At 69.3% G+C, this 17,177-nt stretch carries 21 protein-coding genes and 1 other RNA gene; 7 read left to right on the top strand and 15 right to left on the bottom strand.

The features are described 5' to 3' along the window. Nucleotides 1–3: 3 nt before the first annotated feature. From GO308_RS07655 to GO308_RS07675, 5 genes are all read right to left on the bottom strand, one after another. Nucleotides 4–369, bottom strand: a complete 366-nt coding sequence (locus tag GO308_RS07655) for a response regulator (RefSeq protein ID WP_066480233.1) — start codon at nucleotides 367–369, stop codon at nucleotides 4–6. Between the two features lie 73 nt (nucleotides 370–442). Beyond that, nucleotides 443–868, bottom strand: a complete 426-nt coding sequence (locus GO308_RS07660; protein ID WP_066480056.1) for a chemotaxis protein CheW — start codon at nucleotides 866–868, stop codon at nucleotides 443–445. After that, the gene (locus GO308_RS07665) at nucleotides 865–3,186 is read right to left on the bottom strand and encodes a chemotaxis protein CheW (protein WP_240884979.1); all 2,322 of its coding nucleotides are present in this window, start codon (nucleotides 3,184–3,186) and stop codon (nucleotides 865–867) included. Before GO308_RS07665 ends, GO308_RS07660 begins: the two co-directional genes overlap by 4 nt. A 68-nt stretch (nucleotides 3,187–3,254) precedes the next feature. Further along, the gene (locus tag GO308_RS07670) at nucleotides 3,255–3,899 is read right to left on the bottom strand and encodes a histidine phosphotransferase family protein (RefSeq protein WP_240884981.1); all 645 of its coding nucleotides are present in this window, start codon (nucleotides 3,897–3,899) and stop codon (nucleotides 3,255–3,257) included. A gap of 83 nt (nucleotides 3,900–3,982) precedes the next feature. Then, nucleotides 3,983–4,405 carry a M67 family metallopeptidase gene (locus GO308_RS07675; RefSeq protein WP_240884983.1) on the bottom strand — a complete coding sequence of 141 codons (423 nt, stop codon included), beginning with the start codon at nucleotides 4,403–4,405 and terminating at the stop codon, nucleotides 3,983–3,985. Between the two features lie 20 nt (nucleotides 4,406–4,425). Here GO308_RS07675 and GO308_RS07680 point away from each other — a divergent pair, with 20 nt between their 5' ends. From GO308_RS07680 to mtgA, 3 genes are all read left to right on the top strand, one after another. Further along, on the top strand, nucleotides 4,426–5,376 hold the full coding sequence (locus GO308_RS07680) for an RluA family pseudouridine synthase (RefSeq protein ID WP_240884985.1): 951 nt from the start codon (nucleotides 4,426–4,428) through the stop codon (nucleotides 5,374–5,376). A gap of 44 nt (nucleotides 5,377–5,420) precedes the next feature. Next, nucleotides 5,421–6,326, top strand: coding sequence for an RNA polymerase sigma factor RpoH (rpoH, locus tag GO308_RS07685; RefSeq protein WP_240884992.1), 906 nt, complete (start codon nucleotides 5,421–5,423; stop codon nucleotides 6,324–6,326). A 92-nt stretch (nucleotides 6,327–6,418) separates the two neighbouring features. Further along, nucleotides 6,419–7,135 (top strand): monofunctional biosynthetic peptidoglycan transglycosylase, encoded by a 717-nt coding sequence (gene mtgA, locus GO308_RS07690; protein ID WP_240884994.1) that lies wholly within the window; start codon nucleotides 6,419–6,421, stop codon nucleotides 7,133–7,135. 137 nt (nucleotides 7,136–7,272) lie between these two features. Here mtgA and GO308_RS07695 read toward each other — a convergent pair whose 3' ends face one another. Continuing rightward, nucleotides 7,273–7,560: a hypothetical protein gene (locus GO308_RS07695; protein ID WP_066551148.1), complete on the bottom strand. Its 288-nt coding sequence runs from the start codon at nucleotides 7,558–7,560 to the stop codon at nucleotides 7,273–7,275. Nucleotides 7,561–7,748: 188 nt separating this feature from the next. Here GO308_RS07695 and GO308_RS07700 point away from each other — a divergent pair, with 188 nt between their 5' ends. Both GO308_RS07700 and GO308_RS07705 read left to right on the top strand, forming a co-directional pair. Beyond that, on the top strand, nucleotides 7,749–8,126 hold the full coding sequence (locus GO308_RS07700) for a VOC family protein (RefSeq protein ID WP_240884996.1): 378 nt from the start codon (nucleotides 7,749–7,751) through the stop codon (nucleotides 8,124–8,126). Further along, nucleotides 8,126–8,821, top strand: a complete 696-nt coding sequence (locus tag GO308_RS07705) for a YafY family protein (protein WP_240884998.1) — start codon at nucleotides 8,126–8,128, stop codon at nucleotides 8,819–8,821. Before GO308_RS07700 ends, GO308_RS07705 begins: the two co-directional genes overlap by 1 nt. 101 nt (nucleotides 8,822–8,922) lie before the next feature. On the opposite strand, the gene GO308_RS07710 is transcribed toward GO308_RS07705, so the two are convergent. From GO308_RS07710 to GO308_RS07740, 7 genes are all read right to left on the bottom strand, one after another. Continuing rightward, nucleotides 8,923–9,246 (bottom strand): YbaB/EbfC family nucleoid-associated protein, encoded by a 324-nt coding sequence (locus tag GO308_RS07710; RefSeq protein ID WP_240885000.1) that lies wholly within the window; start codon nucleotides 9,244–9,246, stop codon nucleotides 8,923–8,925. Between the two features lies 1 nt (nucleotide 9,247). Then, on the bottom strand, nucleotides 9,248–10,879 hold the full coding sequence (locus GO308_RS07715) for a DNA polymerase III subunit gamma/tau (protein WP_240885001.1): 1,632 nt from the start codon (nucleotides 10,877–10,879) through the stop codon (nucleotides 9,248–9,250). Nucleotides 10,880–11,231: 352 nt separating this feature from the next. Then, nucleotides 11,232–11,329: signal recognition particle sRNA small type (gene ffs / locus GO308_RS07720), an RNA gene on the bottom strand. Nucleotides 11,330–11,380: 51 nt separating this feature from the next. Then, nucleotides 11,381–12,262 (bottom strand): class A beta-lactamase, encoded by an 882-nt coding sequence (gene bla / locus GO308_RS07725; RefSeq protein ID WP_240885003.1) that lies wholly within the window; start codon nucleotides 12,260–12,262, stop codon nucleotides 11,381–11,383. Between the two features lie 3 nt (nucleotides 12,263–12,265). Next, nucleotides 12,266–12,601 carry a 2Fe-2S iron-sulfur cluster-binding protein gene (locus tag GO308_RS07730; RefSeq protein WP_066480080.1) on the bottom strand — a complete coding sequence of 112 codons (336 nt, stop codon included), beginning with the start codon at nucleotides 12,599–12,601 and terminating at the stop codon, nucleotides 12,266–12,268. Beyond that, nucleotides 12,598–13,683 carry a cysteine desulfurase family protein gene (locus tag GO308_RS07735; protein ID WP_240885005.1) on the bottom strand — a complete coding sequence of 362 codons (1,086 nt, stop codon included), beginning with the start codon at nucleotides 13,681–13,683 and terminating at the stop codon, nucleotides 12,598–12,600. Before GO308_RS07735 ends, GO308_RS07730 begins: the two co-directional genes overlap by 4 nt. After that, nucleotides 13,680–14,783: an aminotransferase class V-fold PLP-dependent enzyme gene (locus GO308_RS07740; RefSeq protein WP_240885011.1), complete on the bottom strand. Its 1,104-nt coding sequence runs from the start codon at nucleotides 14,781–14,783 to the stop codon at nucleotides 13,680–13,682. The genes GO308_RS07735 and GO308_RS07740 overlap by 4 nt, the downstream gene beginning before the upstream one ends. A gap of 105 nt (nucleotides 14,784–14,888) precedes the next feature. Between GO308_RS07740 and GO308_RS07745 the strand changes: the two genes are divergently transcribed. After that, nucleotides 14,889–15,545 carry an alpha/beta hydrolase gene (locus tag GO308_RS07745; protein ID WP_066480083.1) on the top strand — a complete coding sequence of 219 codons (657 nt, stop codon included), beginning with the start codon at nucleotides 14,889–14,891 and terminating at the stop codon, nucleotides 15,543–15,545. Between the two features lie 110 nt (nucleotides 15,546–15,655). Here GO308_RS07745 and GO308_RS07750 read toward each other — a convergent pair whose 3' ends face one another. Continuing rightward, the gene (locus GO308_RS07750; RefSeq protein WP_197417173.1) at nucleotides 15,656–15,829 is read right to left on the bottom strand and encodes a hypothetical protein; all 174 of its coding nucleotides are present in this window, start codon (nucleotides 15,827–15,829) and stop codon (nucleotides 15,656–15,658) included. A 106-nt stretch (nucleotides 15,830–15,935) separates the two neighbouring features. Here GO308_RS07750 and GO308_RS07755 point away from each other — a divergent pair, with 106 nt between their 5' ends. After that, nucleotides 15,936–16,640: a Crp/Fnr family transcriptional regulator gene (locus GO308_RS07755; protein ID WP_240885013.1), complete on the top strand. Its 705-nt coding sequence runs from the start codon at nucleotides 15,936–15,938 to the stop codon at nucleotides 16,638–16,640. 54 nt (nucleotides 16,641–16,694) lie between these two features. Here the strand turns inward: GO308_RS07755 and GO308_RS07760 are convergent, their stop codons facing one another. Continuing rightward, nucleotides 16,695–17,132: a hypothetical protein gene (locus GO308_RS07760; RefSeq protein WP_066480087.1), complete on the bottom strand. Its 438-nt coding sequence runs from the start codon at nucleotides 17,130–17,132 to the stop codon at nucleotides 16,695–16,697. Nucleotides 17,133–17,177: the final 45 nt, after the last annotated feature.

The raw sequence follows: 17,177 nt of genomic DNA on the forward strand, positions 1-17,177 counted from the left end.
CGTTCAGGCCATGCCGACGATCTGAAGCTTGCTCTGCAGCGTTTCGCGATCGAACGGCTTCATCACATATTCGTCGGCGCCCGCCTCGATCGCGGCGCGGATGTAGGCGATGCCGTTCTCGGTCGTGCAGAAGACGATCTTGGGCTTTGCCGGCAGGCTGCTCTCGCCCAGCGCGCGCAGGAAATCCATGCCGCTCATCACGGGCATGTTCCAGTCGAGCAGCACCACGTCAGGCGCGTCGGCGATGCACGCGTCCAGCGCCTCGCGGCCGTCGCCGGCCTCGCGAACCTCGAAATCGAGGGTCTCGAGGATATGTCGCGCAACCTTGCGAATGACCTTTGAGTCGTCGACCACCAGACAGGTTTTCATGAACACGCTTTCATTTTGCACTCGAGGAGTAGGGTTTTGGCACAAGTCCGTAACCGTGGCGTTAATCCACAAATCATGCTGCGGCCGCGCTCTGCGGAATCAGTGCAGCAGCGTCGATCACCAGGATGGGCTCGCCGTCCCGTTCGACGACGCCGCGCGCGGCCTCGCGCCACAGGGGCTCGAGCGGGATCGCCGGCGACAGCGGTAGCAGCGTCATCGCCACGATGTCGTCCAGCGCGTCGACCAGCAGCGCATAATGATGGCCGTCGATCCGCGTGATCACCGCGCGGCGCGGCGCGCCGTGCGCCGGCATGCCCAGCGCAGCCTTGGTGTCGATGACGGTGACGACCCGGCTGCGCAGCGCCGCCAGGCCGCGCACTTGCCGGCTGGCCAGCGGCACCGGCGTGACCGGCCCCAGATCGACGACCGAATCCACCTGGTCCGCGTCGATCGCGATTGCGCGGCCGTCGATGTGCGCGACCAGAAACAGCTTGTTCACCGGCGTCCCCCCGTTACCGCGCGCTGCAGGGCGTCGATCAGCGCCGCCCGGTCATAACGATAGATCTGCCCGGTTTCCGCGGCACCGCGATCGCTGGTCAGCCGCACCACCGGGGCGGGCGCGACGGTGTCGGGGGGCGGCGCGTCGAGCGTCAGCACGATCGCGGGCTGCTCCTCCGGGCCGAGGCGCTGGGTGACGCGGTAGCCATAACCCTCCAGCATCGGGCGCAGGAACGTGCCGATCCACCCGCTCGGGTCCGCCCCGATCAGACAGATGGGCGCGCGATCGCCCTCGATCGCCTCCGCGCCGTGATGGGTGAACAGCCAGTGCGGGTCGAGCAGCTCGACCGGGTCGTTGTCGACCAGTGCGACGCCGGCGACCATGCCCGGCGCGGCAGGCGGCGCGATGTCGCCGGCCAGGGTCACGATGTCGCCCGTTTCGGCGACGGCATAGCCGAGCTCGGACGCCTCGTCGCGCAGGCGCAGCACCAGGACTTCCTCGCCCGGCGGCGGCGGCGCCACTGCGGCGAGCGCCACGATTGATCCGTCGACGGCCAGGCGCAGCCGCCCCGCGCTGTGGCGGATCGCGCTCGCGTCGACCTTTTCGACGCGATCGACGATGGCGAGCGGCATGGCGCGCCGCACGCCGTCCAGATCCTCGAACAGCAGCACGCGGATGCCCTCGGCAGCCGCGGCCTCGGCATCGACCGCTTCGACGTCGCGATCCACGACGGTCGCACCGCTGATTCCCGCCGCGCGCGCGACGCCCGCGCAATCGAGCATCAGCATCGGGCGACCGCTGTCGGGCAGGGTCTGGCCGGCATAGATGCCGGTCGCCATCACCGCCGGAGCGGCGGGCTTGATCACCAGTTCCTCGTTGTCGAGCACCGAATCGACCGCGATCGCAAAGGAAATGCTGCCCAGATTGATGATCACCAGCATCATCTGGGCGTCCGCGCCCGTCCGTTCGGTCCCCAGCAGGCGCGCCAGGTCGACCAGCGGCAGGCGCCGGTCGCGCACCGTCGCCACGCTCGTGTCGCCGATCAGGTCGATGCGGATCGCGTCGCCCCGGTCGCGCACGATCTCCTCGATCGGCTGGCGCGGAATGGCCAGTTCCAGTCCACCCACCCCGACGACGATTGTCGGGATGATCGACAGCGTCAGCGGGACGCGGATCGCGATCAGCAGGCCCTGGCCCGGCCGGTTCTGCAGGTCGATGCGCCCGCCGATCTGCTCGATCGACGCGCGGACCACGTCCATGCCGACGCCGCGCCCGGAAATCGCGGTCACCTCGTCCTTGCTCGACAATCCGGGTTCAAAGACCAGGTCGATCCGCGCGCGCGCGCTCAGTTCCATCAGCTCGCGCTCGCTGCGCGAGCCGTTCTTGACCAGCTTGCGGATCAGCCGGTCGGTATCGATGCCGCGCCCGTCATCGGCGATCTCGATGATGATCTGGTTGCCCGACTGGCGCGCCGCGACCGACAGGCGGCCGTTCTCGCGCTTGCCCGCGGCACGCCGCTCCTGCGGGCTCTCGATGCCGTGGTCGATCGCGTTGCGCACGATATGGACCAGCGGGTCGCGCATCACCTCGATCATCTCGCGGTCGAGTTCGACGTCGCTGCCGTCGAGGCTCAGCGTAACCGATTTGCCCAGCGTCGCGGCGGTGTCGCGCACCATGCGCGGCAATGCCGAGAACAGGGCGTCAATCTTCTGCATGCGGGTGCGCGTGACCGTGTCGCGCATCTCGGCGACGGTCGCGGACAGCCGCTCGAGCGAGGCGTCGAGCGCGGGGTCCGCATCGACGTCGCGCAGCCGCCGCGCCAGTTCGTTGCGCGCCAGCACCATGTCCGACATGCCGCTCATCATCCGGTCGAGCAGCTCGACGCCCAGCCGGACGCTGCGCGATGCCGCGCGCACCGCCGGAGCGGCGGTGGTCGCCGCCACCTCGTCGCTGCCCGCCGCCAGCGCGGCGATCAGCAGCTCCTCGCCCGAATCGGGCAGGGAAACGCCCTGGTCGATCGCCTCGACCAGCTCGGAAATGCGGTCGACGATCGCCAGCACCGCGTTGACCAGCGCGCGGTCGGGCTTGCGCTCGCCGCTGCGCACCTGCGCCAGCACATCCTCGGCGGCGTGGCTCAGCCGGGCGAGGCGCGGCAGGTCCAGGAAGCCGCAGCTCCCCTTGACGGTGTGGACGAAGCGAAAGATCGCGTCGAGCCGCGCGGTGTCGGACGGGTCCGCCTCCCACGCGACGATCTCGCCGGACAGCGCCTCCAGCGTCTCGCGGGTCTCGAGAATGAATTCCTGAAGAAGGTCGTCCATGGGTCCCCGGCGGCTGTCCTCGCGGTCTGCACGCCGGGACCTTGCGCCGGTCAGGGTTAAGGCGGAGTTTACCCGGCGCGGAAAGATGCGCCGAACAGAAGCACTTCGGCCTCGGGCGGCGACACGCGCAGCATCCCGCCGCTCTGCACCACCAGCGCATGGACCAGCAGCGCCGCGGCCGCGCGCGGCGACACGCTGCTCTCCTCGATCTCGCCCTCCAGCGCCGCGCGCAATTCGGGATCGAGCACGATGCGCGGCCCGTCGGCGCGGATGACGATTTCGGTCACGCCGTCGACATTCTCCGCCCCGACGTCCAGCTGCCCGCCGCGGATCAGCGCATCGCCGCCGATCAATGCCAGGTTCAGCAGCACCTTGATCGCGGTCTTGGGCAGCACCGGTTCGTCGACCATCCAGCCCAGCATCAGCCGCTTGTTGTCACCGAACAGCCCCTGCAACGCGGCGTGCGCCTCGCGCGTGTCGATCGTCTCGCCGAAACCGCCCGCGCCGCCGAATGCCAGGCGAAAGAATTTGAGCTTGCTCGCCGACGCCCGCGCGCTGTCGGCCAGCAGTTCCAGGCAGCGCGCCCGCATCTCAGGATCATGCTCGTCGGCGAGCAGCTCCAGCCCGTTGTTGAGCGCACCGACCGGGCTCAGCAGGTCGTGGCACAGGCGCGAGCACAGCATGCTGGCGAAATCGGTCGGGCTGATGTTCAATCAATTCACTCCGGATGAGGCGTCGGCCCAGGGCGGACGCCGCGGTCGTGCGCCTTTTGGAGCAGCCGCGACGGGCGCGCAAGCTATGCAGCCTGCGGGTCAGTGCGCAGCGCCACCGGCTCGAAGCGGCCGTGCACCGGCCCGTCGCGCACCGCGCGCCACAACGCCGGGGCATGGTCGGGCGGCCCGCCCAGGATCAGCCACAGCCGGCCATCGGGTGGCGCCATCGCCGCGTCGGTCGCCGACGGCCGGTTGTCGCCGCGCGGATGCGAATGGAACCAGCCGACCACCTCCGGACCGCCCGCCCGCGCATCGCGATGCGCCGCGATCAGCGTCGCGGGGTCGATCTCGAACCGCGCGGCGGGGTCGTCGGCGACGTTGCGCGCGACCACCGCCTCGGTGACATGGTCGTCACGCCCGAGCAGCAGCCCGCAGATCTCGACCTGCGGATCGGCGCGCGCCGCGCGGGCGACATGGTCGATCACCCGTGTTGAAAAAACCGCCATTGCGCCCATCTAGATGAAAAATGGATTCAGGGATTTCTACCATCGAAGCACGGATCGACGCGGCGGCCAATGGCTGGCGGCTCGACCGGGCATTGGCGGACGCCGTCCCCACCCTTTCGCGCGAGCGGCTGAAGACGCTGATCGCCGCCGGTCGCGTCGTCGATGCCCATGGGACGCCCGCGCGCGACCCGGCGCGCAAGGCGGTGGCCGGCGCGCTGTTCCGGGTCGAGGTGCCGGCACCGACGCCCGCGCACAATGTGGCGCAGGCGATCGCCCTGAATGTGGTGTTCGAGGACGAGCATCTGATCGTCATCGACAAGCCGGCCGGGCTGGTCGTCCATCCTGCCGCGGGCAACCTCGACGGCACCCTGGTCAACGCGCTGCTTCACCACTGCGCGGGGCAATTGTCGGGCATCGGCGGCGTCGCGCGCCCCGGCATCGTCCATCGGATCGACAAGGACACGTCGGGCCTGATGGTCGCGGCCAAGCATGATCGCGCGCATGAGGGGCTGGCCCGCCAGTTCAAGGCGCACAGCATCGACCGCCGTTACAAGGCGATCGCCGCCGGGCGGGTCATGCCGGCCAGCGGCACGATCGACGCGCCGCTCGCCCGGTCGCCGCACGACCGCAAGAAGGTCGCGATCGTGTCGGGCGGCAAGCGCGCCGTCACCCATTACCGGCTGCTCCGGCCGCTGCGCGACGCCAGCTTCGTCGAATGCCGGCTGGAAACCGGCCGCACGCATCAGGTGCGCGTCCACATGGCATCGATCGGCCACCCGCTGCTGGGGGATCCGGTCTATGCGCGAAATCGGGGAAACCAGCGCGGATTGCTCGAAACGCTGGGTTTCCGTCGCCAGGCCTTGCACGCGGCGCGGCTGGGGTTCATCCACCCCCTGACAAGTAACGCTTTGGCGTTCGATAGCGAACTGCCTGCTGACATGCAGGAACTGTTCGATAAGCTTCTCGTATGAATATGCGGGGCCGCACACGCGGTTCCGGGAAGGGAGACACGATCATGGCAACCGGCAGCAACGTCCCCGCGACGATCCCCGCGCTCGGCGGCGAGGCGAGCCTCAACCGCTATCTGGCCGAGATCAAGAAATTCCCGATCCTGGCGCCCGAGCAGGAATATATGCTCGCCAAGCGTTTTCAGGAGCATGGCGATCCGGAGGCCGCGGCCCAGCTCGTCACCTCGCACCTGCGCCTCGTGGCCAAGATCGCGATGGGTTATCGCGGCTATGGCCTGCCGGTCAGCGAGCTGATTTCCGAAGGGAATATCGGTCTGATGCAGGGCGTGAAGAAGTTCGAGCCCGATCGCGGCTTCCGCCTCGCCACCTATGCGATGTGGTGGATCCGCGCGAGCATCCAGGAATTCATCCTGCGCTCGTGGAGCCTGGTGAAGATGGGCACCACGGCAGCCCAGAAGAAGCTGTTCTTCAACCTGCGCCGCATGAAGGCCAAGCTCGACGCGTTCGAGGACGGCGACCTGACGCCCGAACACCTCGCCAAGATCGCCAAGGATCTGGGGGTGACCGAAGAAGAGGTCACCAGCATGAACCGGCGCATGTCGATGGGCGGCGACACGTCGTTGAACGTGCCGATGCGCGACGATTCGGAAAGCCAGTGGCAGGACTGGCTGGCCGACGATTCGCCGCTTCAGGACGAACGCGTCGCCGACGCGCAGGAGGCCGATGTCCGCCACGACATGCTGGTCGAGGCGATGGAGAATTTGAACGAGCGCGAACGCTACATTCTGACCGAGCGCCGGCTGACCGACGATCCCAAGACGCTCGAGGAATTGAGCCAGGTCTACGGCGTGTCGCGTGAGCGCGTCCGCCAGATCGAGGTGCGCGCGTTCGAGAAGCTGCAAAAGGCGATGATGCGGCTGGCGGGCGAGAAGCGGTTGCTGACCGCCGGCTGATCGGGCATCACCACGCCGCGATGACGGATCGGGGCGGATCGGGCGCGGGGGCGGTCCCCTTGCGTGAACTGGACATGGACGGAGTCGCCGCCATGCGTGCAGCGCGTCGGGCAAAGCGGCCGCGCCGCTCGATCGGGCGGCGCATCGCCGGCTGGCTCGGCCGGCTGGTCTTCGGCTTCGTCCTGATGTCCGTGCTGCTCGTCCTGCTCTATCGCTTCGTGCCGCCGCCGATCACGCTGACGATGCTCAGCGACGTGATCGCGGGGCATGGCGCGACCAAGAACTGGGTCGCGCTCGACCGCATCGACCCCGACATGCCGCGCGCGGTGATCGCGGGCGAAGATGCCAATTTCTGCGCGCATGGCGGCTTCGATTACAAGGCGATCGCCGCCGCCGCGCTGCGCAATGCCAAGGGCGGTCGCATCCGCGGCGGATCGACGATCAGCCAGCAGACCGCGAAGAACGTGTTCCTGTGGCAGAATGGCGGCTTCTTCCGCAAAGGGCTGGAGGCCTGGTTCACCCTGCTGATCGAGGGCGTCTGGGGCAAGCGCCGGATCATGGAAGTCTATCTGAACGTGGCGGAGACCGGCATCGGCACCTATGGCGTCGACGCGGGCGCACGCCGCTATTTCAAGCACGGCGCGACCAGCCTCACCAAACGCGAGGCCGCCCAGATCGCCGCCGTCCTGCCGCTCCCCAAGAAGCGCGCCGGCATCTCGCCCCGCGGCTTCACCCGCCGCTACGGCAACTCGATCGCCGCGCGGATGAACGTCGTGCGCGACGACGGTCTGGACGCCTGCCTGCGTTAGAGCATGATGACTTTGCACTGACTCAACGTGGCGCGCCCACCTGCCCCGAACGGAAAGCGCCCGATCCGCCATCGGCCGATCGGGCGCTCCTGTTGCAAACGGGCGGCCCGTCGCCGGTCCCGCCTGTCGGCATCGACTTACTCGCTGGTGAGCTTGTCGCCGGCTTTTTCGGCGGCATCGCCGACCTTCTGCGCGCCTTCGCCGACCGCGGCGGCGGCTTCGGTCACCGCGCGCGTCTCGATATTCTCATTGTCCTGCCGCAGGACCAGGAAATAGGCGAGGAAGACCACACCGATCAGCAGCGCCAACCCGATCAGCACCGTTCCGAAGCCGCCGCCGCTGCGATGCTCGACGATCGTGGTCGTGGGCTGGGTGCCGGCGGGGGTGGCGCTGGTGCCCTGAATATCGACGCGTTCCGTGGTCATGTGGCGAACTCCTCCAAATTTCCGACGCGGCATCGAACGACGCACGTGTCCCGAAGGTTCCGTCCGCGCAACGGCGCGACCGCGCGCGCAGGTCCAGCGGCCGGGCCGGCGTCGAAGAGACTGCTGACAGAACGCTGTCAGGACCGCTGTGGCAAGACGCGATCGCCAACATGAAAGGAAACGGACCCATGCCCGATGTCACGCCCGTCGCGATCGTCTTCACCGAGATTCCGGTTGCGGACGCACGAAGAGCCTGCAACTTCTATCAGACCCTGTTCGGTGCCCCGCTCATCCATGACGACCAAGGCCCCAACCCTGTCTGGATGTTCCCGCATGGCGCGGAAGGTCACCCCGTCGGCCATCTCTATCCCGGCACCCCTGCGCAGCATGGCGCGGGGATGACCGCGCACTTCGCCGTCACCGACGATCTGAGCGACGCGATGGACCGCGTCCGGCGCGGCGGCGGCGAGGTGGTGTCGGAGGTGATCGACATCCCGAGCGGCGCGTTCTTCTACGCGATCGACAGCGAGGGCAACAGCCTGGGGCTGTTCCGGTACAAGCGCTGATGCGACGCGCCGACCGTCTTTTTCAGATCGTCCAGTATCTGCGCGGCGGTCGGCTCGTCACCGCGGCGACGCTCGCCGACCGGCTCGAAGTGTCCGAACGGACGATCTATCGCGACGTCGCCGACCTGAAGAGTACCGGGGTCCCGATCGATGGCGAGCCCGGTGTCGGCTATATCCTGCGCAGCGGCTACGACCTGCCGCCGCTGATGTTCTCGCGCGACGAGGTGGCGGCGCTCGTCGCCGGCATCCGGATGGTCCGGTCCTGGGGCGGCATCGACATGGCGCGCGCCGCGACCGAGGCGCTGGTGAAGATCGAACTTGTCCTGCCCGAGGCAGATCGCAGCCGCGTCGCACGGACCAGCGTCTTCGCGCCGCCCATGGGTCTGGCCCAGGATGTGCGCGACCTGATCGATCTGATCCAGCGCGCGATCGACACGCTCGACATCCTGCGTTTCGACTATCGCGACCGCAATGAGGTGGCGACGTCGCGGCGCGTCCATCCGCTCGGGCTGTGGTTCTGGGGCAAGGTCTGGACGATGGTCGGCTGGTGCGAGACACGCGCCGATTTCCGCATGTTCCGCATCGATCGCATGACCGCGCTGGCCTGCACCGGCGAACGCTTCACGCCCGCCGCCGAACGGTCGCTGGCCGAATGCCTCCGCCAGATCGAGGGGCAGTACGGCCCCCAGCACTGAGCCATGTAGGCAAAGACGGTTCGGAACCGCGGTCGATCAATCCGGCTCACCCCTCCCCTTCAGGGGAGGGGCTGAAAGGACCGGCTTGATCTAAAACCGTCTCAGAACGGCAGCTTGAACCCCGGCGGCAGCGGCAGGCCGCTGGTCATCTTCGACATTTCGGTGGCGGATGCCGCATCGGCCTTGGCACGCGCGTCGTTGAACGCGGCGGCGATCAGGTCCTCGACCATGCTCTTTTCCGACGGCTGCAGCAGCGACTCGTCGATGTCGACGCCGATCACCCGGCCCTTGGCGCTGGCGCGCACCTTGACCATGCCGCCGCCCGCGACCCCCTCGACCTCGATCGTGTCCAGATTGGCCTGCGCCTTCTGCAGCTCGTTCTGGACATTCTGCGCCATCGCCATGATTTCATCGAGATTCTTCATCTCAGCCACTCCGTTTGGTGTTGGTCCAGCCGATCAGTTCGGCATCCGGAAATGCTTCAAACGCGGCGGCGACCACGGGGGATGCCAGCACCGCCGCCTTTTCGTCGACCTGACGCCGCTCCTCCAGCTCGCGCAGCGTCGCGCTGCCCTCCTCGCGCCCGACCGTGATCGTCCACGCCGTCCCGGTCAGCTCGCGCAGCGCGGCCGCCAGGTCGCGGCTGAACTCGGCCGGCAAGGGCCGGGCGCCGCTGATCTCCAGCGCGGGCGGCGCGCAGCGGATCGGCCGCACCAAGTTGCGCACCTGCGCCTCCAGATGATGGCGATTGTGCCGCCCCAGCAGCTCGGCGATTTCCACAACCGACTGGGGCAGGGCCGCTGCCGGGGCCGGCTCGGGACTTGCTGCCACGGGCGCCGGGGCGGACACCGCCACCGGCCCGCCGGCCGCCAACTGACGCGCCAGCTCGCCCGGATCGGGCAAAGATGCGGCATGGATGACGCGCAACAGCGCCATCTCGCACGCCTCGATCGGCATGGCGGCGTGCGCCACCTCGTCATGGCCGCGCAGCAACAGCTGCCACAGCCGGTGCAGCGCCGGAAAGGACAGCTTCTCCGCCCAGCCCTCGAACGCCGCGCGCTCCTCGCGCGACACGCCCGCGCCCAGGTCCGCGCCGATCCGGGTCAGCGTGACCGCGTGCACCGTCTCCAGCAGCGTGCGCAGCACCGCGACCGGGTCGACGCCCAGATCATATTGATCGCGCAGGCCCGCCAGCGCACCCGCCGCATCGCCGGTGATGACGCGTTCGAACAGCGTCCGGATCGCGCCGCGATCGGACAGGCCCAGCATCGCGCGCACCGCGTCGGCGCGCACGCCGCTGCCGTCCATGTCGGCATGCGCGATCGCCTGGTCAAGGATCGACAGCCCGTCGCGCGCTGACCCCTCTGCCGCGCGCGCGATCAGCGCGAGTGCCTCGGGCTCGGCCTCGAACCCCTCGGCGCGCGCGATCTCGGTGAAATGCGCAGCCAGCAATTCGGCCGGGATCCGGCGCAGGTCGAACCGCTGGCATCGCGACAGCACCGTCACCGGCACCTTGTTCACCTCGGTCGTCGCGAACAGGAACTTCACATGCCCCGGCGGCTCTTCCAGAGTCTTCAGGATCGCGTTGAACGCTTCCTTGGTGAACATGTGAACTTCGTCGATGATGTGAATCTTGTACCGCGCGCTGACAGCAGCATAGCGCACCCCCTCCACAATCTCGCGCACGTCGTCGATGCCGCGATTGCTGGCGGCGTCCATCTCGATCACGTCGATATGGCGCCCCTCGGCGATGGCGCGGCACGGCTCGCACACCCCGCACGGATCGATCGTCGGCCCGCCCTGCCCGTCCGGCCCGATGCAGTTCAGCGCCTTGGCGATCAGCCGCGCGGTCGATGTCTTGCCGACCCCGCGCACCCCGGTCAGCAGGAACGCGTGCGCCAGCCGGTCGCGCTTGATCGCGTTGGCCAGCGTCGTGACCATCGCGTCCTGGCCGATCAGCGCGCTGAACGTCTGCGGCCGGTATTTTCGCGCGAGCACGCGATAGGCCTCGGCCTTTTTGGGCTGGGGCGGCTCGCCCAGATCGAATCCGTCTTCCATGGCCCTTCCGTCCTAGCCGGTCGCAGCGAGCGTGTCGAAGGGGACCGCCCATTGTTGATCGCAGGGATCTGACGGGCCACTCAAACCGACGACCGCCACGTGCTCGTCGTCACCCCGGCCTTGTGCCGGGGTCCACCACGCCGCCTGGCCCTGCGACCGAAAACCCCTGCGTGCGCCGGGCCGCATCCCGCGCCCGGAAGCACCCGGCACGCAAGTCGAACCCACCCGACCCCAACCGTCACCCCGGCCTTGCGCCGGGGTCCCGCTGCCTGTTCCGGCGCGACGAAGCGAAAACCGGGCGCAAGGCCGGGGCGACGCCGAGATAGCGGTTTGGGAGGCGATGAAATGAAGCGGAGGTGGGAGCCGGAACGACCCGGGACGAAATCGTTACGGCTGCTTCCTTCCGGACCTGACCGGGTTGGCGACGATCCCGTCCGCCCGACTCCCGCGCGCCATATGGGCCAAGCCGCCCCGCGACGCAAGGTTCGCGCGGACGGCGGCTCACCCGCGCCCGAACACGTCGCCCACCAGCCCGCCGATCCGCGCCATCGCCGCGTCGGCGCGTTCCGCCGCGAGCCCCGGCGCGTCGATATAGACCGCGATCAGGATCGGCTTGCGCCCGCCCGGCGGCCAGGTGATGGCGATGTCGTTATACTGGCCCGCGCCGCTCGTCCCGGTCTTGTCGCCCGTGCGCCAGCCCTTGGGCAATCCGGCGCGCAGCCGCTTCGCGCCGGTCTGGCTCGCCACCATCCACTCGATCAGCCGCCCGCGCGAGACCGGCTGGAGCGCCTCGCCGATCAACAGCCGCTCCATCAGCATCGTCATCGCCAGCGGCGTGGTGGTGTCGCGCGGGTCCTCGCGGCGAAAGATGTTGAGCGTCGGCTCGTCGCGGTCGAGCCGGCTCAGCCGGTCGCCATGCGCGCGGAAAAAGCGCGTCAGCCCCGCCGGCCCGCCGATCTGGGGCAGCAACAGGTTGGCCGCGCTGTTGTCGCTCAGCACGACCGCCGCCTCGCACAGCTCGAGCACGCTCATCTGCCCCGCCGCCAGCTTGGCGCGCACCGCGGGTGCGTAATCGAGCAGGTCGGCCTCCGAATAGCGGATCATCCGATTGAGCGGCAGCTGGCTCATGTCCGCGCGCGCCAGGATCGCGGCGGCCAGCGGCAGCTTGAAGGTCGAACACAGCGGATAGCGCGTGTCCGGGTCGATCCCCAGCCGCCAGCCGCGCCCGGTGTCGAACACCGATACGCCCAGCCGCCCGCCGATCTCCGCCGTGATGTCGCCCAGCATGTCGCGCGCCTGCGCGTGCAGCGCGCGCGGCAGCAGCATCGCGGCACCTGCACCGATTCCGGCGGCGACGACCGCGCGGCGTGAAACCTCCGCCATGCCCTAGCGCCCCTGCATGTTGCGGTGCGCGGGCGGCATCCGCACCGTCATCCCGTCCATCGTCGCGTCGAGCATGATCTGGCATGCCAGCCGGCTGTGCCGCGTCGCGCCGACCGCCAGGTCGAGCATGTCCTCTTCCTCCTCGCGCGCGGGCGGCAGGCGGTCGAAATCCTCCGCCGCGATCAGCACGTGGCACGTCGAACAGGCCATCTGGCCCTCGCACGTCCCCTCCAGCGGCTGGCCGTCGGCCTGGGCCACGTCGAGCAGCACCGCGCCCGGCTCGGCGCTGACCTCGCGTACCGCGCCGCCGTCGGCGCTGACGAAGCGCACGCGGATCATGCCGCCACCCGCTGGGCGCGCGCGGCGCTGTCGATCCGGTCGATCGCGGCCATCATTTCCTCCTCCGTCGTGTATCGGCCAAAGCCCAGGCGGATCGACGCGCGTGCCTCGCCTTCGCTCAGCCCGATCGCGCGCAGCACATGGCTCGCCCGGCCCGATCCGCTGGCGCACGCCGACCCGGCCGAAAACGCGATGTCGCGCAGCTCGCTCATCAGGCGCGCGACGTCGAGCCCCGCGCGCCGCAGATTGAGGTTGCCGCGATAACGATGGTCGCGTGACCCGTTGAGCACCCATTCCGGCCCCAGCCGCGCCAGCGCCATCTCCGCCAGCCGCGCGACATGCGCCGCGTCCGCGTCCATCTGCGTGCGCGCCAGCCGTGCCGCCGCGCCGAACCCCGCGCACAATGCCGGCGACAAGGTGCCCGACCGTCCGGCCTTTTCCTGCCCGCCGCCATGCATCAGCGGCGCGAGCTCGACGCCCTCGCGAATCCACAGCGCGCCGATGCCCTTCGGCCCATGAATCTTGTGCGCCGAAATCGCGATCAGGTCGGGCCCCTCCGGCACCGCAATCCGGCCATAGCCCTGCACCGCGTCGCACAGGAACAGCGCGCCCGCGTCATGCGCGATTCCCGCCAGCTCGGCGATCGGCTGGATCGTCCCGATCTCGTTGTTGACCAGCATGGCGGCAACCAGGGCGGTGCCCGGCTCGATCATCGCGCGCGCGAGCTTCAGGTCGATGCGCCCGTCCGCGCCGACGCCCAGGACCGTCGTGCCCGCGCCGGCCGCGTGCACCGTGTCCAGCACCGCGGCATGCTCGCTCGCCCAGGTGACGATGCCCCCCGGCCCGACCCCCTTGATCGCCCAGTTGAGCGCCTCGGTCGCGCCGCTGGTGAAGCTCACCGTGCCGCCCGGCGGCAACAGCGCGGCGATGTCGGCGCGCGCCGCCTCGACCGCCGCCTTCGCCGCCCGGCCGGGTGCGTGCGCGGAATGCGGGTTGGCGTGCTGCTGCGCGAGCCACGGCAGCATCGCCGCCAGCGCCTCGGGCGCGAGCGGCGTCGTCGCCTGATAGTCGAGATAGGTCACGCGATCATCTCGCCCGCGGTCGGGCCGTGCGCGATCTCCTCGGCGATCGTCGTCCAGGTCGCGACCAGCGCATCGACATCCTCGGCGGTCGTCGGCCGGCCGAAGCTGATCCGGATCACCTCGTCCGCCAGGTCGGCGTCGATGCCCATATGCGCCAGCACATGGCTGGGCCGCATGCTCCCTGACGAGCACGCGCTGCCCGCCGACACCGCAAACCCCGCCACGTCGAACCGGATCAGCTGCACCGCCGCCTTCGCCCCCGGCATCCGGTACGCGCCGACCAACGGGCTGCGCCGCGCTTCCTCGGCGATCACCTCGCCGCCCGCCTCGACGATCGCGTCCTCCATCCGCTCGCGCAGCTCGGCCATCATGTCGAGGTCCTCCGGCGCGTCCAGCGCCGCCGCGAACCCCACCGCGCCCGGCACATTCTCGGTCCCCCCGCGATAGCCGCGCTCCTGCCCGCCGCTCGGCAGCAGCTGCGCCAGGTCGCGCACCAGCAGCGCGCCGACCCCTGGCGGCCCGCCGCGCTTGTGCGCCGACACCGCGATCAGGTCGGCGTGGTCCTGCGGCCGGTCGCCGTCGTCCCAATGCGCCGGCATCTGCGCCGCATCGACGAACAGGACGCCGCCCGCAGCCTTCACGCGCTCGGCGATCGCCGCGATCGGCTGCAGCACCCCGGTCTCGCTGTTGCCCCATTGCACGCACACCAGCGCCGGCGCGGTGGCGCGCGCCAGTTCCTCGGTCAGCACGTCCAGGTCGATCTCGCCATCGGGGTCGACGCGCAGCCGCACCGCATCGCCCGCGACGCGCAGCACCGCGTCATGCTCGGTCGCGCCGACCATCCGGCTGGCGACCTGTGCCCGGCCGATACCGATCGCGATCGCCTCGGTCGCGCCGCTGGTGAAGATCACCTCGCCCGGCCAGCCATAGCCGCGCGCGATTGCAGCCCGCGCCGCCTCGATCGCGGCGCGCGCGGCGCGGCCTTCGCCATGGGGAGAGGACGGGTTGGCCCAGTCGCCGATCGCGGCGATCACCGCGTCGCGCGCCGCCGGCACCATTGGCGTGGTCGCCGCATGATCGAAATATCGACGATCGCTCAACTTCGGCTCCAATGATTGCGCGGCTGCGCCTGGCGTCTATATAGCCGTGCAATCCATCCGCGCCAGCGCGGTTCCCGCTTGCAAGACAGGTCAGCGTCCAGCCCCATGCCCGAAGTCATTTTCCCCGGTCCCGAAGGTCGTCTCGAGGGCCGTTTCGCGCCCGCCCCGCGTCCGCGCGCGCCCGTCGCGATGATCCTGCACCCGCATCCCCAGTCGGGGGGCACGATGAACAACCGCATCGTCCAGGATCTCTACAAGACGTTCCAGCGCCGCGGTTTCGCCACGCTGCGCTTCAACTTCCGCGGCGTCGGCAAGAGCCAGGGCGTGTTCGACAACGGCATCGGCGAGCTGTCGGACGCCGCCGCCGCGCTCGACTGGGTGCAGAGCTTTCACCCGGAGGCGCAGACCACCTGGGTCGCGGGCTTCAGCTTCGGCGCGTGGATCGGCATGCAGCTGCTGATGCGCCGGCCCGAAATCCGCGGCTTCATCTCGATCGCGCCGCCGGCCAACATGTACGACTTCACCTTCCTCGCGCCCTGCCCCAGCTCGGGCATCATCATCCAGGGCGACGCCGACGAAGTCGTGACGCCCAGCGCGACGCAGAAGCTGGTCGACAAGCTGCGCACGCAAAAGCACATCACCATCCACCACGACACCATCCCCGGCGCCAACCATTTCTTTGAACATGAAATGGATCAGCTGATGGGCAGCGTGGACAAATATCTCGACATGCGGCTGGATCCGAACTCGCCGATTCGTTGATCGTCGCAGCGGATTAGCAGAAGCTAATCCGCATCTCGGCGACGATCACGGCCGGCGGCGCAACGCGCCGACCGACGGCACGGGCTTCGCCCGTGCCGGTGCCCGCCTCGTCACACCGTCCAGATCAGCACATTGCCCAGCATCACCGCCGCCGCCGCGAGCATCAGCCCGCCCTTGCGCCAGTCGCCGCGCCGGATCAGCACCACCGCACCGATCGTCAGCGCAAAGACGGCGATCATCATCACCGCCAGCGCGGCGGATGCGACAGCGGGCAACTCGTTCATCGCGCGTCGTTCCTGTCGATTGCTTGGCGTCGGGCTCACGATTAGCCGAGCCCGCCCCGCTTGCGAAGCCATTGCCGCATCGACCGGCCAGTCCTAACACCCCCGCATGGCCGAACACGACCCGTTGCACTGCGCCGAATGCCCGGTCCGCGACATCGCGGTCTGCGCGGGGATGGGCGAAGCGGAGCGCCGCGACCTGGCGCGCCTCGGGCGGCGGCGGCGCTTTGCGCGGGGGCAGACGATATTCGCGGCCGGGGATGACAGCATCGCCTGCGCGACATTGGTCAGCGGCACGCTCAAGCTTGCGCGCATCGACGCGCAGGGGACCGAACGGATGCTCGGGCTGGTCTATCCCGCCGGCTTCCTCGCCCGGCTGTTCGCGCCGACGCTCGACAGCAGCGCCATCGCCCTCACCGATGTGGAACTCTGCCTGTTCGCGCGCAGCGATGTCGAGCGCGAAATGCACGCGCATTCCGGGTTTATGGCGCGCGTGCTCGCCGCGACGACCGATCAGCTGGCCCAGTCGCACGCGCTGATCGAGCTGATCGGGCGCAATGATGCGCGCGCACGGCTGGCGGGACTGCTGTGCCTGCTCGTCGATCAGCATTGCGACGGTCCGGCAGATAACGGCCTGCGGCTCGAACTGCCGCTCGGGCGTGGCGACATTGCCGCACTGCTCGGCACCACGATCGAGACGATCAGCCGCCAGATCGGCGCGCTCGAAGCCGAAGGCATCGTCCGCCGCGACGGTTTGCGGCACCTGCTCATTTGCGATGTCGGCATGTTGCACCGGGCGGCTGGCCTGGGTTGATGGCCAGCCGCCCGGCGTCGCATGCAGCGCGGGTTGCTGCACGCCGTCCCGTTTTTACAACGTCGCCACGATCACCGCGACGGCCACGCCCCAACCGACCATCAACAGCAACAGGGTGAAAATCTGCGCCAGCGCAGCACCGGCGGTCGCGTGGCCGCTGCCGGTCATCACGCCCTCGCGCATGAAATCGTGCCAGCCCTGCGGCGTGCCCGGTTTGTCGCCGGTGACGCGCGCCCAGCAGATCGGCAGCGCGAAGAACATCACCAGGAACACGCCGAAAATGGCGAACGGGATCACCAGCTCCGGCCCCATGAAGGTCGCGCCCATGATGCCGAGATAGGCCGCAAAGCATCCGAAGATGCCGGCAAAGATCGCCGGGTGCAGGTCAAAGCTGCGCTGTGCCCGATCGGGGACCGGCGGCACCTGCGGCTGGGGCGGCGCGACGATCAGGTCGGCCTGGGCAAAGACGGCTTTGGGATGGTGCTGGGTCATGGGACGCCTCCTCTTGTTGGAAGCGGCCTAGCGTCGGCGCGGCCG

Origin of the sequence: Sphingomonas sp. SFZ2018-12, assembly GCF_022496715.1 — a bacterium.
In the GTDB taxonomy this organism is placed as follows: domain Bacteria; phylum Pseudomonadota; class Alphaproteobacteria; order Sphingomonadales; family Sphingomonadaceae; genus Sphingomonas.

Coding starts and splice junctions, on each gene's coding strand:
- GO308_RS07655 (WP_066480233.1), bottom strand. CDS start 369: ATGAAAACCTGTCTGGTGGTCGACGACTCAAAGGTCATTCGCAAGGTT.
- GO308_RS07665 (WP_240884979.1), bottom strand. CDS start 3,186: ATGGACGACCTTCTTCAGGAATTCATTCTCGAGACCCGCGAGACGCTG.
- GO308_RS07675 (WP_240884983.1), bottom strand. CDS start 4,405: ATGGCGGTTTTTTCAACACGGGTGATCGACCATGTCGCCCGCGCGGCG.
- GO308_RS07680 (WP_240884985.1), top strand. CDS start 4,426: ATGGATTCAGGGATTTCTACCATCGAAGCACGGATCGACGCGGCGGCC.
- rpoH (WP_240884992.1), top strand. CDS start 5,421: ATGGCAACCGGCAGCAACGTCCCCGCGACGATCCCCGCGCTCGGCGGC.
- mtgA (WP_240884994.1), top strand. CDS start 6,419: ATGCGTGCAGCGCGTCGGGCAAAGCGGCCGCGCCGCTCGATCGGGCGG.
- GO308_RS07695 (WP_066551148.1), bottom strand. CDS start 7,560: ATGACCACGGAACGCGTCGATATTCAGGGCACCAGCGCCACCCCCGCC.
- GO308_RS07700 (WP_240884996.1), top strand. CDS start 7,749: ATGCCCGATGTCACGCCCGTCGCGATCGTCTTCACCGAGATTCCGGTT.
- GO308_RS07705 (WP_240884998.1), top strand. CDS start 8,126: ATGCGACGCGCCGACCGTCTTTTTCAGATCGTCCAGTATCTGCGCGGC.
- GO308_RS07710 (WP_240885000.1), bottom strand. CDS start 9,246: ATGAAGAATCTCGATGAAATCATGGCGATGGCGCAGAATGTCCAGAAC.
- GO308_RS07715 (WP_240885001.1), bottom strand. CDS start 10,879: ATGGAAGACGGATTCGATCTGGGCGAGCCGCCCCAGCCCAAAAAGGCC.
- bla (WP_240885003.1), bottom strand. CDS start 12,262: ATGGCGGAGGTTTCACGCCGCGCGGTCGTCGCCGCCGGAATCGGTGCA.
- GO308_RS07730 (WP_066480080.1), bottom strand. CDS start 12,601: ATGATCCGCGTGCGCTTCGTCAGCGCCGACGGCGGCGCGGTACGCGAG.
- GO308_RS07745 (WP_066480083.1), top strand. CDS start 14,889: ATGCCCGAAGTCATTTTCCCCGGTCCCGAAGGTCGTCTCGAGGGCCGT.
- GO308_RS07750 (WP_197417173.1), bottom strand. CDS start 15,829: ATGAACGAGTTGCCCGCTGTCGCATCCGCCGCGCTGGCGGTGATGATG.
- GO308_RS07755 (WP_240885013.1), top strand. CDS start 15,936: ATGGCCGAACACGACCCGTTGCACTGCGCCGAATGCCCGGTCCGCGAC.
- GO308_RS07760 (WP_066480087.1), bottom strand. CDS start 17,132: ATGACCCAGCACCATCCCAAAGCCGTCTTTGCCCAGGCCGACCTGATC.